9 protein-coding genes and 1 pseudogene are annotated in these 13589 nt (G+C 71.0%); 6 read left to right on the forward strand and 4 right to left on the reverse strand.

Going from position 1 to position 13589, the window contains the following annotated elements; all coding sequences use genetic code 11:
- Positions 1 to 81: 81 nt before the first annotated feature.
- Together QF037_RS11365 and QF037_RS11370 are read right to left on the reverse strand one after the other, a co-directional pair.
- Positions 82 to 1668, reverse strand: a complete 1587-nt coding sequence (locus tag QF037_RS11365) for an AMP-binding protein (protein WP_307024208.1) — start codon at positions 1666 to 1668, stop codon at positions 82 to 84.
- Positions 1665 to 3329 (reverse strand): AMP-binding protein, encoded by a 1665-nt coding sequence (locus QF037_RS11370; protein ID WP_307024210.1) that lies wholly within the window; start codon positions 3327 to 3329, stop codon positions 1665 to 1667. The genes QF037_RS11365 and QF037_RS11370 overlap by 4 nt, the downstream gene beginning before the upstream one ends.
- 114 nt (positions 3330 to 3443) lie before the next feature.
- On the opposite strand from QF037_RS11370, the gene QF037_RS11375 reads away from it, so the two are divergent.
- From QF037_RS11375 to QF037_RS11385, 3 genes are all read left to right on the forward strand, one after another.
- Positions 3444 to 4268 (forward strand): helix-turn-helix transcriptional regulator, encoded by an 825-nt coding sequence (locus tag QF037_RS11375; protein WP_307024212.1) that lies wholly within the window; start codon positions 3444 to 3446, stop codon positions 4266 to 4268.
- A gap of 144 nt (positions 4269 to 4412) precedes the next feature.
- Entirely contained in the window at positions 4413 to 7226 is a 2814-nt protein-coding gene (locus QF037_RS11380) for a helix-turn-helix transcriptional regulator (RefSeq protein ID WP_307024213.1), read from the forward strand.
- Positions 7227 to 7451: 225 nt separating this feature from the next.
- Positions 7452 to 8243 carry a S1 family peptidase gene (locus QF037_RS11385; RefSeq protein WP_307024215.1) on the forward strand — a complete coding sequence of 264 codons (792 nt, stop codon included), beginning with the start codon at positions 7452 to 7454 and terminating at the stop codon, positions 8241 to 8243.
- 79 nt (positions 8244 to 8322) lie between these two features.
- Here QF037_RS11385 and QF037_RS11390 read toward each other — a convergent pair whose 3' ends face one another.
- Positions 8323 to 9450 (reverse strand): winged helix DNA-binding domain-containing protein, encoded by a 1128-nt coding sequence (locus QF037_RS11390; protein ID WP_307024217.1) that lies wholly within the window; start codon positions 9448 to 9450, stop codon positions 8323 to 8325.
- A gap of 145 nt (positions 9451 to 9595) precedes the next feature.
- On the opposite strand from QF037_RS11390, the gene QF037_RS11395 reads away from it, so the two are divergent.
- The 3 genes and pseudogenes from QF037_RS11395 to QF037_RS11405 all read left to right on the forward strand — a co-directional run bounded on the left by QF037_RS11395 (position 9596) and on the right by QF037_RS11405 (position 12694).
- On the forward strand, positions 9596 to 10750 hold the full coding sequence (locus QF037_RS11395) for a magnesium and cobalt transport protein CorA (RefSeq protein ID WP_307024219.1): 1155 nt from the start codon (positions 9596 to 9598) through the stop codon (positions 10748 to 10750).
- A 242-nt stretch (positions 10751 to 10992) separates the two neighbouring features.
- Positions 10993 to 11722 (forward strand): annotated as a pseudogene (locus QF037_RS11400) (hypothetical protein).
- Positions 11723 to 11800: 78 nt separating this feature from the next.
- Positions 11801 to 12694, forward strand: coding sequence for a YihY/virulence factor BrkB family protein (locus QF037_RS11405; protein WP_307024220.1), 894 nt, complete (start codon positions 11801 to 11803; stop codon positions 12692 to 12694).
- Here the strand turns inward: QF037_RS11405 and QF037_RS11410 are convergent.
- Positions 12681 to 13523, reverse strand: a complete 843-nt coding sequence (locus tag QF037_RS11410; protein ID WP_307024221.1) for an RNA polymerase sigma factor SigF — start codon at positions 13521 to 13523, stop codon at positions 12681 to 12683. The two genes, QF037_RS11405 and QF037_RS11410, sit on opposite strands and share 14 nt — an antisense overlap.
- Positions 13524 to 13589: the final 66 nt, after the last annotated feature.

Genomic DNA, 13589 nt, shown 5'->3' on the forward strand with positions numbered 1-13589 from the left:
GGGTTCGCGGGTGGGCCTGGGACAGATCTGCCAATCGCCGACGGAGTCCCCGGGCGCCGCCGACGCCCCCGTGCGCCGGGACTAGCCCGCCGCGTATGTCTGGCGCAGCTCGATCTTCCGGACCTTCCCTGACACCGTCATCGGGAAGGACTCCAGCACCTGCAACCGGCTCGGCACCTTGTAGTGGGCCAGCCGCCCCTCGCAGAAGGCCTGCACGTCCTCCAGCGTCGGCGGATCCGCCGGGTCGCGCGCGATGACACAGGCGAGGACCTCCTCGCCGTAGCGCTCGTGCGGGACCCCGACGACCTGGACGTCGGCGATCTTCGGGTGGGCGTAGAGGAACTCCTCGATCTCGCGCGGGTAGATGTTCTCGCCACCCCGGATGATCATGTCCTTGATCCGGCCGACGATCTCGACGTAGCCGTCCTCCCGCATCACCGCGAGGTCCCCCGTGTGCATCCAGCGTCCGGCGTCGACGGCCTCGGCGGTCTTCTCGGGCTCGTTCCAGTAGCCGAGCATCACGCTGTAGCCGCGGGTGCACAACTCCCCTGCCACGCCCCGGGGTTGGGTCACGCCGGCCGGGTCGACGACCTTCACCTCGACGTGCGGCAGGACGCGGCCGACGGTTCCCGTGCGGTGTTCCAGGTCGTCGTCGCGCCGGGTCTGCGTGGAGACCGGCGAGGTCTCCGTCATGCCGTAACAGATCGACACCTCGGCCATGTTCATCTCGCCGACCACCCGTTTCATCACCTCCACCGGGCAGGGTGAGCCGGCCATGATCCCGGTGCGGAGCGAGGACAGGTCGTACGTCGCGAAGTCGGGGAGGTTCAACTCCGCGATGAACATGGTCGGGACGCCGTACAGCGAGGTGCAGCGTTCCTGCTGGACGGCCTCCAGGGTGGCCTTCGGGTCGAAGGACGGGGCCGGGATCACCATGCAGGCACCGTGGGACGTGGCCGCCAGGTTGCCCATGACCATGCCGAAGCAGTGGTAGAACGGCACGGGGATGCAGATCCGGTCCTGCTCGGTGTAGGCGATCATCTCGCCCACGAAGTAACCGTTGTTGAGGATGTTGTGGTGGGAGAGGGTCGCCCCCTTGGGGAAGCCCGTCGTGCCCGAGGTGTACTGGATGTTGATCGGGTCGTCGCAGGACAGTTCCTCGAACGGCACCGGCGTCCCCCGCGCGATCAGCGCGTCCCAGCCCGGGTCCCCGATGAACACGGTCTCCCTCAACTGCGGGCACCTGCCGCGCACTTCCTCCACCATCGCCCGGTAGTCGCTGGTCTTGTGGGCGAGGGAGGCGAAGAGGAGGGAGATCCCGGCCTGGTTGAGGACGTACTCGACCTCATGGGTGCGGTACGCCGGGTTGATGTTCACCATGATCGCGCCGATGCGGGCGGTGGCGTACTGGACCAGCACCCACTCGGGACAGTTGACCGCCCAGATGCCCACCCGGTCACCCTTGGCGACACCGCTCGCGAGCAGCGCGTACGCCAACTCATCGACATCCGCGCCGAATTGGGCGTACGTCCAGCGCCGCCCGGACGGCACGTCGACGAGCGCCTCGCGGTCCGGCCAACTCGCCACCGCCCGGTCCAGATTGGCGCCGATCGTGTCGCCGAGCAGCGCGGTCCCGCTCGTTCCGTGGCTGTACGACAGGGATGTCACCGGAAGTCCTCCTCGCGGTACTCGGCGTCCGAGCCGGCGGCCGTGGCCTCGCGCAGCTCGATCCGGCGGATCTTGCCGGAGACGGTCTTGGGAAGCGGCGCGAACTCCAGCCGGCGAATGCGCTTGTAGGGGGCGAGGGCGTCACGGGAGTGCTCGAAGAGCACCTTGGCGGTGTCGGGCCCGGGCTCCCAGCCCTCGGCGAGGACGACATAGGCCTTGGGTACGGCGAGGCGCAGCTCGTCCGGCGCGGGCACGACGGCCGCCTCGGCGACCGCCTCGTGCTCCAGCAGGGCGCTCTCCAGCTCGAAGGGGCTGATCTTGTAGTCGGAGGCCTTGAAGACGTCGTCGCTGCGGCCGATGTAGGTCAGGTATCCGTCCTCGTCCCGCGAGGCGACGTCCCCGGTGCGGTAGTAGCCGCCGGCCATCGCCTCCGCCGTGCGGTCGGCGTCGCCGTGGTAGCCGGTCATCAGCCCGACCGGTCGCGCCGAGAGGTCCAGCGCGATCTCGCCCTCGGTGGCGCCGGGCGCGCCGCTCACCGGGTCCAGCAGTTCCACCAGGTAGCCGGGGCTCGGCCGCCCCATGGAGCCCGTCTTCAGTGGCTGGCCGGGGCTGTTGGAGACCTGGACGGCCGTCTCGGTCTGCCCGAAGCCGTCCCGGACGGTGACGCCCCATTTCCGGCGCACCTGCTCGATGACCTCGGGGTTGAGCGGCTCCCCCGCGGCGACCACCTCGCGCGGCGGTGTCCGCAGCTGGGTCAGATCGGCCTGGATGAGCATGCGCCAGACGGTCGGCGGGGCGCAGAAGGTCGTGACGCCCGCGCGGTCCATCTCCGCCATCAGTCGGGCCGCGTCGAAGCGCGTGTAGTTGTGGATGAAGACGGTCGCCTCCGCGTTCCACGGTGCGAAGAGGTTCGACCAGGCGTGCTTGGCCCAGCCGGGTGAGGAGATGTTCAGGTGCACGTCACCGGGCTGGAGGCCGATCCAGTACATGGTGGCCAGGTGCCCGATCGGGTACGAGGTGTGGGTGTGCTCGACCAGCTTGGGGCGGGCGGTGGTGCCCGAGGTGAAGTAGAGCATCAGCGGGTCGTCCGCCCGGGTCTCGCCGTCGGGTGTGAACCGCGGGGAGGCTTCGTAGGCGTCCTCGTACCGGCGCCAGTCCCGGGGAGCGCCGCCGACCGCGATCCGGGTGTAGCCGCCGGGCACGTCGTCGAACTTGGCGGTGTCCTCGGCGCGTACGAGCACATGGCGGACCCGGCCGCGCTCGACCCGGTCGCGCAGATCGGCGGGGCCCAGCAGCGGGGTGGCCGGGATGACGACGGCGCGTAGCTTCATCGCCGCGAGGGCCGTCTCCCACAGCTCGGCCTGGTTGCCGAGCATGACGAGGATGCGGTCCTCGGCGCCCACGCCCTGCGCGCGCAGCCAGTTGGCGGCACGGTCCGAGCGCTCGGACAGCTCAGCGAAGGAGAGCCGGATCTCGCTGCCGTCCTCCTCGACGATGTGCAGGGCGGTCCGGTCGTTCCCTTCGGCAATGACGTCGAACCAGTCGAGCGCCCAGTTGAAGCGGTCGGGGCGGGGCCAGCCGAAGCCGTCGTAGGCCGTCGCGTAGTCCTCGCGATGCTGCAGCAGGAAGTCCCGCGCGCTGCGGAAGGCGGCCGTCGTCATGTGTTCTCCTCTGTGCCGGACCATTGCCGGGCGGCTCTCTGCCATCGTGTAATCCGTGATGCAGGTCTCACTACCCCCGAACGGGGGTGAGCGCTGCAGCGAAGGGACGAACGCGTGGCGGTGGACACGGCCGGGACGGTGGAGATTCGCGGTGCGCTGGCGCGGCTGCGGCGGACGACGGGGCTGCCCGTCGCCTTCGGCGGGCTGGTGGAGCCGGGGCGGCCGCGGATGCGCATCAGTGAACTGAGCGGCACGGCCACGGCCGCGCTCCGCTCCCTCGCGGTGATCTCCGGCAGCGGCCTCGGCGGCAAGGCGGTCGCCCTGGCCCGCCCCTGCGCGGTGACGGACTACTCCTCCTCACGGCAGATCAGCCACGAGTACGACCTGCCGGTCGCCGCCGAGGGGCTGCGGGCGATCGTGGCGGTGCCCGTGGTCGTACGACGCCGGGTACGGGGCGTGCTCTACGGCGCGCTGCGCACCGCCCAGCCGCTGGGCGACCGCACGCTGAGCGCGGCGGTGGACGCGGCGCGGGACGTGGAGCAGGCGCTGGTGGTGCGGGACGAGGCGCGGGGGCTGGTGGAGGCGTCGCAGGCGGCCCGTACGGTCGACCCCGTGGGCCGGGAACAGGTGCGGGAAGCGCATGCGGCCCTGCGGGCCCTGGCGCCGCGGATCACCGATCCGGCGCTGCGGGCCGAACTGCTGGACGCCTGCGGACTCCTCGCCCCCCGGGCACCGGCCGAGGAGATCGCTCTCGCACCCCGTGAGCTGGACGTCCTGGCCTGTGTGGCCGCGGGGGCGACGAACGCGGCCACCGCCGAGCGACTGGGGCTGCGGCCCGAGACGGTCAAGGGCTATCTGCGCTCGGCGATGCGGAAGCTGGGGACGCACACCCGCGGGGAGGCAGTGGTGGCGGCGCGCCGGGCGGGGGTGCTGCCGTAACACACCGTTGACAATTCATTCATAGAGCGGCACTTTGAATTTCCCCATGCTGCAAGGTTGTTATTTCCCTCACCGCGTCGTCGGTCCGAATTTCAAAGAGACCTTGCCTAGAATTTGGCCCGGACACGACACACGAGGGGAGCGGTGACCGTGCGACGGGACTTCAAGGAGCCTGCCAGATGCCGCCCTGACCTGGTCATCGGCCGGGACGAGATGTTCGGCCAGGCCCGTGAGCAGCTCACCCGGGGCGGCAGCGTGCTCCTGCACGGCCCCGCCGGAATAGGAAAGTCGACCGTCCTGCGGGCATTGGCCGCGGAAAACGGCGGCGCGGCCCGCACCGTCCTGCGCTGCTCGGCCACCGAGTCCGAATCCCACCTCCCCTTCCTCGCCCTCGCCGATCTGCTCGGTCTGGTCCTCGACGAGGTGTCCGGCAAACTGCCCGCGGCCCAGCTCACCGCCCTGGAGTCGGCGCTCACCGGCCGCGGCGAGTCCACCCTGCAACGCGACGGCCTCGCCCTGCGCCTCGCGGTGCTGTCGGCGCTGCGCGCGCTCGCCGCCGAGGGGCCCGTGCTGATCGTCGCCGACGACGTGCAGTGGCTGGACTCGGCCAGCGCCGAGCTCCTCGGCTTCGCCGCCCGCCGACTCGGTGAGACACCTGTGCGCATGCTGTGCGCGGTACGCACCGAGGGCCAGGAGTACGACCGTCATCTACGCGCGTCCCCGCCGGACACCCTCGCCCTGCGCGTCAACCCGCTCACCCGCACCCAGGTCTCCGAACTGCTCGGCCACCGCGGCTACACCGGCCTGCCCCGCTCCACGGTCCGGGACATCCACCGCACCAGCGGCGGCAACCCGCTCTTCGCCCTGGAACTCGGCCGCGCCCTCAGCGAGAACCCCACCCCACCCCGCCCGGGCGAGCCGCTGCCCGTGCCCACCTCGCTGCGCACCCTCGTCCTGAACCGGCTGGAGATGCTCTCCGACGAAGCCCGCCGCACCCTCCTCGTCGCCAGCGCCGGCGCCCGCCCCACTCCCGCCCTGCTGCGCGCGGCCGGCCGTGAGAACGCGGAGGCCGAGACCGCCCAGGCCGCGGCGCTCGGACTGCTGGCCACCGAACCCGAGGGGCCCGCCGTACGGTTCGCGCATCCGCTGATCTCGGCCGCGCTGTACGCGGAGGCACCCGCGCACGAACGGCGGGCCGCGCACGCCGCGCTGTCCGAGGCGGCCTCCGACCCGATCGAACGGGCCCGGCACCTCGCCCTGGCCACCACCGGCACCGACCCCAGGACCGCCAACAGCCTCGCCGAGGCCGCCGCCCTCGCCCGGGACCGCGGGGCCCCTTCGGTCGCCGCCTCCCTCGGACTGCTCGCCGCCCGGCACACCCCGGCCGACGGCACCCCGGACCCGGACGCGCGCCGGCTCCAGGCCGCCGAGGACGCGATCACCGCGGGCGAGCTGGACCTCGCCCGGGACATCGCCCGCGACGTGCTCACCCGGGCGACCGTGCCCGCGGACCGGGTACGCGCCTGGATCATCGTGATCGACACGGCGGGCCACGCCATGACGGAGGTCGACTCGGTCTTCCCGCAGGCCCTCGCCGACGCCGGCGAGGACCCCAAGCTGCTCGCCCTGATCCACTACCAGCTGACCTGGCGGGCCCTGCTCGTGGACGGCGACTTCGACCAGGCCCGCGAGGAGGCCGCGCACTCGGCGGCGCTGGCCGCGCGGGCCGACGACCGCTACAACGAGCTGATGGCGCTCGCCTTCCAGGCCCAGATCGAGACCCTGATGGGCCATCCGGACGCCCCCGCGACCATCAAACGCGCGCTGACGGAACCCCAGGACCCGAGGGTGGCGTGCCATCACAACGGGGCCGGCTACTCGCGGTTCCGCTGGCTGATCATGAGCGACCAGCTGTCCGAGGCGCGCGCGACGGTCACCGCGCTGCTGCGCGAGGTGCAGCGCCGCGGGTCCGTCGAGAGCGAGGTGCACTTCCTGCGCGGGGTCGCCGAGACCGAACTGCGCTCCGGGCACTGCGGACGCGCCCTCGACCTCGCCCGGGAGAGCCTCATGCTGGCCCGGGACACCGGCATCGGCGAGGTGGCCTCCGCCGTGCTCACCTCACTCTGCGAGGCCTCCGGCGGCGACGTGGAGCGGGCGCTGGAGCTGGCCCGGGAGGCGGTCGAGCATGCCGAGCGGGACGGCGACCAGATGTACGTCTCCCGCGGCCTCGCCGCCCTCGGCTACGCCCAACTGGTGGCCGGGGACGCCGAAGGAACGGTTCGCTCGCTGCGCCGGGTGCGGGAGCTGGAGGACGGTCTCGGCATCACCGACCCGGCACGCGGCCGCTGGCAGGGCGACCTCGCCGAGGCCCTCGTCCGGATCGGCGAGCTGCGCGAGGCGCAGGACGTCGTCGACGTGACCCGCGAGCAGGCGCTGCGGCTCGGCCGCGAGAGCGTGCTCGCGGTGGTGGACCGCGCGGAGGCCCTGGTGCGGGCCGCGCGCGGCGAACACGAGGCCGCGCTGGCCCGGCTGACGTCGGTGCAGGACCGGCTGGCCAAGCTGGGCTACGGCCTGGAGGAGGCCCGTACCGCCTTCGCGGTGGTCCAGCTGCGCACCAGGCTGCCCAGACCGACGTCGTACGACGAGGCGGCGCGGCTGTTCCGCCGCTGCCGGGCGCTGCCCTGGCTGCGCCAGGTGGACGCGGCGACCGCCCGGCCGGTGGTCGCGCCGGAGCAGCCCGCCCCCGTACCGACGGCGGACGCCCTGGAGGGCCTCGCCTCGATGGAGCGTCAGGTCGCCGCGCTCGTCATGGAGGGCGCGACCAACCGGGAGATAGCCGCCCGGCTGTTCATCAGCGTCAAGACGGTCGAGGCGACCCTGACCCGGGTCTACCGCAAGCTGGGGATCCGGTCACGGGTGGACATCGTCCGACTGGCGGCGGGCCGCCGTACCGAGTGACGGGCCGCGGGCCCTCCTGGCCCGCGCGGGGTTTGCCGTGCTCCCATCGAGGGTTTTCCCTGTCCAACTCCCCTAGGGGGTTCCCTCATTGGGAAAGGGAACTTCCGAGTTCTAGGTTATGAACGTGCCGCTCGCCCGGGCATACGGGGGTCGGTCCCGCGACCCCCGTGCTTCACCCCCCACACCCGCGCGATCCCCACCGGCAACCCCCCACTGAGGAGACTCATGTTCGGGCTCAACCGCGCAAAGAAGACCGCCGCGCTCCTCGCGGCGACCGCTGCCGCCGCCGCGACAGCACTGATCGGCGCCCCCAACGCCGTCGCCGCTCCCCAGCCCATCGTCGGCGGTACGACGACCACGACGACCTCGTACCCCTTCATGATGCAGATCACGGACGCCTCGCAGAATCAGTTCTGCGGCGGCACCCTGGTCTCCTCCACCAAGGTCGTGACCGCGGCCCACTGTATGGTCGGCGAGACCACCAGCAGCGTGAGAGTCGTCGGCGGCCGTACCTACCTCAACGGCACGAACGGCACGGTCAGCCGGGTCAGCAAGATCTGGATCCACCCGTCCTACACGGACGCCACCAACGGTGACGACGTGGCCGTCCTCACCCTCTCGACGGCGATGTCGTACACCCCGGCGTCGTACGTCTCCTCGTCCCAGACCAGCGTGTACGCGGCCGGCACCACGGCCCGCATCCTCGGCTGGGGCACCACGTCGTCGAACGGCAGCTCCTCCAACCAGCTGCGCACCGCGACGGTGCCGATCGTCTCCAACACCAGCTGCGCGAGCAGCTACGGCTCGGACTTCATCTCGTCCGACATGGTTTGCGCCGGATACACCTCCGGCGGCACAGACACCTGCCAGGGCGACAGCGGCGGTCCCCTGCTCATCGGGGGCGTCCTGGCAGGGATCACTTCATGGGGAGAGGGCTGCGCGCAGGCCGGTTACCCGGGTGTCTACACCCGGCTGACCACCTTCTCGAGCCTGGTGACCACGCAGGTCAACTCATAACCCAGAAGTTCTCCTGAGCACCCCTCAGGTGAAATACCAGGGGGCGTTGCGGGCCTCCACGAGCGGCCCGCAGCGCCCTCTATCCATGTCCGCCGGGCGTCCCCCGGGACTCGCGTACGACGGTCCCGAACCGGATGTCGTACGAGGACCCGGGGTGCATGACGGCCAGCATCCGCACGCCTTCCTCGGTGACCTCCTCGCGCTGCGCCCTGGTGAGCGTGCCGAAGGGCTCGACGACCAGCGCGTCCTCCTCCAGCTTCCAGACTCCGGCGAGGAAGCCGTCGACGAGGAGGGTGCTGTAGGCCATGTTTCCGACCCAGCTGCGTCCCCAGTACGCGGGCGGGATCACGCGGGTGCGGTCGGCGTGGGACAGGAGGAGGTTGTCGAACTCGGGCAGGAAGCAGGGCGGTGCCGGGGTGTCGGCGTCGGGGCGGGGGGCGTCGGGGAGGTCGAAGAGTTCGACACCCTTCTCGTCGCGGAAGGTGACCAGCCGCGGGCGCAGACGCTCGAAGGCGTCGCGCAGACGGGTCAGTCCGGCCCACGTCTGCATGTCCTTGACGGAGGCGGGACCGAAGGCTGCGAGGTAGCGCAGCACGGTCGCGTCCGGTGCCGGGGACGGTTCGGCGGGGCGGCCCAGCCAGTGCTCGGCGGTGGTGAGGGCGACCTGTCCCCTCCTGCCCCACAGTCCGCGCGGGGTGACCTGGACGAGCGGGAGCCGGCAGCGCGCGGCGATCCCGAGGGCCTGCGGATCGGCGTCCGGCCACTGGGCGAGGAGCTCCTCGCGCAGCTGCTTCATGGTGCGGGGCTCGGCCTCGACGAGGTCGCGGGCGATGGCGGCGAGGCGGTCGAGGTCGACGCCCTGGAGCCCCTTGCGGAACAGCGTGAGTTCGCGGTCACGGGCGGCCTGCACCAGCGGGCGCAGGGTGAGAGTGTCCTCGGCGGTGTGGGTGTGGATGGTGGAGCGCATGGTGACGATGCGGGCGACCTCGCGGTCGGCCATCAGGGCGGACAGTTCCTCGGGGGCGAAGCCGTCGAGGCGGGCCGCGAGCGCGTAGTACGGGGGTTTGACGTTCTGGGCCTGGAGGCCGAGCAGATGCTCGACGGCGGCCTTGGCGGACAGGTCCGCGCGGCGCAGCAGCAGCTGCCGGTCGAGGGTCGCGCGGTTGAGGGCGCGGGTGTCGAGCGCGGGGGCCGTCGTCTTCGTCATGGGGAACACGGTACGGAGGCTTGCGGACACCTTCTGTCCGCAACCCTCACCGGTTCCCGCCTCCCGCGGACACGCCGAGGCCGTATGTCCCGTATATCCTGCCCGTGATCACCCAGCCGTCGGCTCGATCCGGGAGGCAGCCGCGATGGCCGAGCAACGCGCCCGTCCGACCTCGAAGAGCGGGGGAAGGTCCGCCTGGCGCCGTGCCCTGACCGCACCGCCCCCGCCGGAGCAGCCGCCGACACGGCGGGCCGAGGCGGCACAGGCGGAACCCGAGCAGGCGAGCGTCGTCCAGGCGGCCCTGTACCGGGACGGGGTCCGGGTCTCCTCCCCCGCGACCCTCGCCGACACCTTCCGTGAGCTGCGCGAGCAGCCCTCGGGCATGGCGTGGATCGGCCTGGCCCGCCCCACCGAGGCCGAACTCCTCTCCCTGGCCGCCGAGTTCGACCTGCACCCGCTGTCGGTCGAGGACGCGATGGAGGCCCATCAGCGGCCCAAGCTGGAGCGCTACGGCGACACGCTCTTCGTCGTCCTGCGCGCGGCCCGCTATCTGGACGCCTCGGAGGAGGTCGACTTCGGCGAGCTGCATGTCTTCCTCGGCCCCGACTTCGTGATCACGGTCCGACACGGCGCGGCACCCGACCTGTCGGCCGTGCGCCGCCGCATGGAGGAGACGCCGGAGCTGCTGAAGCTGGGTCCCGAGGCGGTCCTGTACGCGATCCTGGACGCGGTGGTGGACGGCTATCTGCCGGTCGTGTCGGGGGTCCAGAACGACGTCGACGAGATCGAGACGGAGGTCTTCCGCGGCGACCCGGAAGTCTCCCGCCGTATCTACGAACTCTCCCGCGAAATGGTCGAGTTCCAGCGCGCCACCCGCCCCCTGGTCGGCATGCTGCACGGTCTGATGGCCGGCTTCTCCAAGTACGGCACCGACGACGAGCTCCAGCGCTACCTCCGCGACGTCGCCGACCACGTCACCCACACCAGCGAACGCGTCGACGGCTTCCGCCTGGCCCTCACCGAGATCCTCACGGTGAACGCGACACTGGTCACCCAGCAGCAGAACGCGGAGATGCGGGCGCTGGCGGAGGCGGGGTTCGAGCAGAACGAGGAGATCAAGAAGATCTCGAGCTGGGCGGCGATCCTGTTCGCTCCGACGCTGGTGGGGACGATCTACGGGATGAACTTCGACCACATGCCGGAGTTGCACTGGGTGTTCGGATACCCCTTCGCGATCGTCCTGATGTCGGTTGTTTGCACCAGTTTGTACGTCATCTTCAAACGGCGGCATTGGCTCTGAGTGATCGCCGCGCGAGCGCTGGCCTCGAACTCCATGGCGCGCGCGACGGACTGGGCACGGTGCGAGATCCTCATACGGCGGGCCTCCCGGGGCCGGAGCGGGCCCGGGGCCGCGCCGACCACCCCGCGGACACCGGGAGCGTCGAACGCAGGACTGGAGTGCCGCGGCGCCGACCGGGAAGGCGGTTGTTCGGGCTCGCCAAGCAGCCCGTTCCCGCTTCCTGATCCGGTCGGAGAGTTGGCGTGACAGTCGGCGGCATACCTGCACCTCCCGCACAGGACACCGTGCCTGACACGGCAGCGCGCAAACAGCGTCTGCGCCGGCGTCTGGAGCGGCTGATCGGTGTTGCCGCCACCGCAGGCAACGACCTCGTACCCCTGCGCAACGGCGATCTGCTCGACGGCTTCGGCGCCAAGGAGATCGAGCGGCGGTTGCTGGACCTCATGAGCGCCGCGGGCGTGCAGGTGGCCTGGTTCCGCAAACCCGCCTGGCTGTCGCCGTTCAAGCAGAATCACCGTTGCCACCTCAAGGCCCTCATCGTCGACGAGGACACCGCCTTCACCGGCGGCGTCGGGATCGCGGAGGAATGGTGCGGCGACGCGCGCGACCCCGCCGAGTGGCGGGACACGCATGTCCAGGTGCGCGGTCCGGCCGTCGACGGCATCGCGGCCGCGTTCGCGCAGAACTGGGCGGAGTGCCATGACGAACTGGCCACCGCCTACTTCGCTCCGGACGTGCGTGGACTCGGTGGCCTCCCTCATCGGATCCACCGATGTCAACCGGCGGTCCATGGACCACGACGAAGAGGTGATGCTCGCCGTCCTGCACGAGGAGTTCACCGCCTTGCTCGACCGGGACTACGAGGCGGACCTCGAGCGCAGTGTGGACATCGACCTCCGTCGGTGGAGACGGCGGGCCGTGCTGCGACGCGTCGGGGAAGCCGCGGTCGGGCCGATCCGACGCTTCCTGTGAAACGCACGAGGCGGCGCGGCCACCGCGACACACCCACGACCCCGCCCTCTCCGCCCGGAACGACAAGAGAGTCCTGCCATGGATGACGCAGACGGTCGCACGGCCCGATGGTGGGCGGCGTTGCGCCGGACGCCGGTGACCGTCTGGAACGACGACGTCACGGACTGGGCCGCGGCGCTGACCTACTACGCGGTTCTGGCCCTGTTCCCGTCGCTGCTGGTGATTCTCTCGATTCTCGGTCTGGCCATGCCCACCTCCGAGCCGGAGGTCATCGACCGCGTGGTGCAGGCCACTCCGACCGCGTCCCGCGCTCTGCTGCGCAGCACCCTGCGGCAGATGGCCGGGCAGTCGTCGACGGCGTGGACGTTGATCTTCGTCGCCGGGACGGGAGCCCTGTGGTCGGGATGCAGCTATCTGAGCGTCTTCCGTCGGGCGCTGTACGCCATGCACCGCATCGACGCGGACCGGCCGGTCTGGCGTACCGCTCCGCGCATCGTCGCCACGGCCCTGGTGCTGCTCGCCCTGCTCCTCACGTCGACCCTCGCCCTGCTGCTCAGCGGCGGCCTCGTCCGGCGTCTGAGCGGCGCGCTGAATCTCGGCACCGGATTTCAGGCCGCGTGGGACACACTGCGGTGGCCGGTCATCGCCGTGGTCGCCGTCGCCCTGGTACTCGTTCTGTACCGTTCGGGCCCGGCCTGCTCCCGCCCCGTCGGCCGGATGGCGCCCGGCGGCACCTTGGCGGTGGCCCTTCTGCTGGCCGTCTCACTCGGGTTCGCCGTGTACACCTCGCACGTCGGAACGTACAACCGTCTGTACGGCTCGCTGGCGGGCGTCGTGATCTTCCTGATCTGGTTGTGGCTGTCCAACCTGGCACTTCTGGTCGGCGCCCAGTTCAACGCGGAGCTGGCGAAGTCCGGTGCCGGGGAACGAGTCGGCACCGGATCGCCCTCGCAGCCGGTCAGTGGGTGCTGAGCATGCCTTCGCGCAGACGGACCAGGAGGCGTGTGATCAGACGGGAGACATGCATCTGGGAGACGCCGAGGCGCTCGCCGATCTGGGCCTGGGTGAGTTCGTCGACGAAGCGCCAGTGGATGATCTGCCGGTCCCGTTCGTCCAGTTCGGCGATCATCGGCGCCAGGGTGTGGAAGTCCTCGACCAGTCCGAGGGCGGCGTCCTCGTCGCCGATGAAGTCCGCCAGCGCGGCCTCGCCGGCCTCGCTGCCGCTGATCGCCGCGTCCAGGGAGGCCGACCTGTAGCCGTTGGAGGCCAGTTGGGCCTCGACGACCTCCTCCTCCGGAAGGCTCATCAGTTCGGACAGTTCCGCGGTCGTGGGTGTGCGGCCCAGTCGGCTGTGCAGTTCCTCGTTGGCGCGCGCGAGCTGGACGCGGGCTTCCTGCAGACGCCTGGGCACGTGGACGGCCCAGGAGGTGTCGCGGAAGAACCGCTTGATCTCACCGACGATGTAGGGGATCGCGAAGGAGGTGAACTCGACCTGGCGGGTCAGTTCGAACCGGTCGATCGCCTTGATCAGGCCGATCATGCCGACCTGGACGATGTCCTCCATCTCCTCCGGACCGCGGCTGCGGAACCGGCCGGCAGCGTAGCGGACCAGGGACATGTTCATCTCGATCAGCGTGTTGCGCGCGTACTGGTACTCGGGTGTGCCCTCCTCCAGCACCGCCAGCTGGTCGAAGAACAGCCTCGACAACTCCCGCGCGTCCTTCGGCGCGACCTTGGCGGGCTCCGCGATCTCCGGAATGTCCACGGTCTGCTCAGCGGTACGCACGGTGGTCGTCGTCATGCTGCACCCCTCCCTGCCGATCCGTCGCGTGCCGGCCGGACCCCTGGTCCGGCCAGCACGCGCTTA

The sequence above is a fragment of the Streptomyces canus genome, assembly GCF_030815415.1.
Taxonomy (GTDB): Bacteria; Actinomycetota; Actinomycetes; order Streptomycetales; family Streptomycetaceae; genus Streptomyces; species Streptomyces canus_F.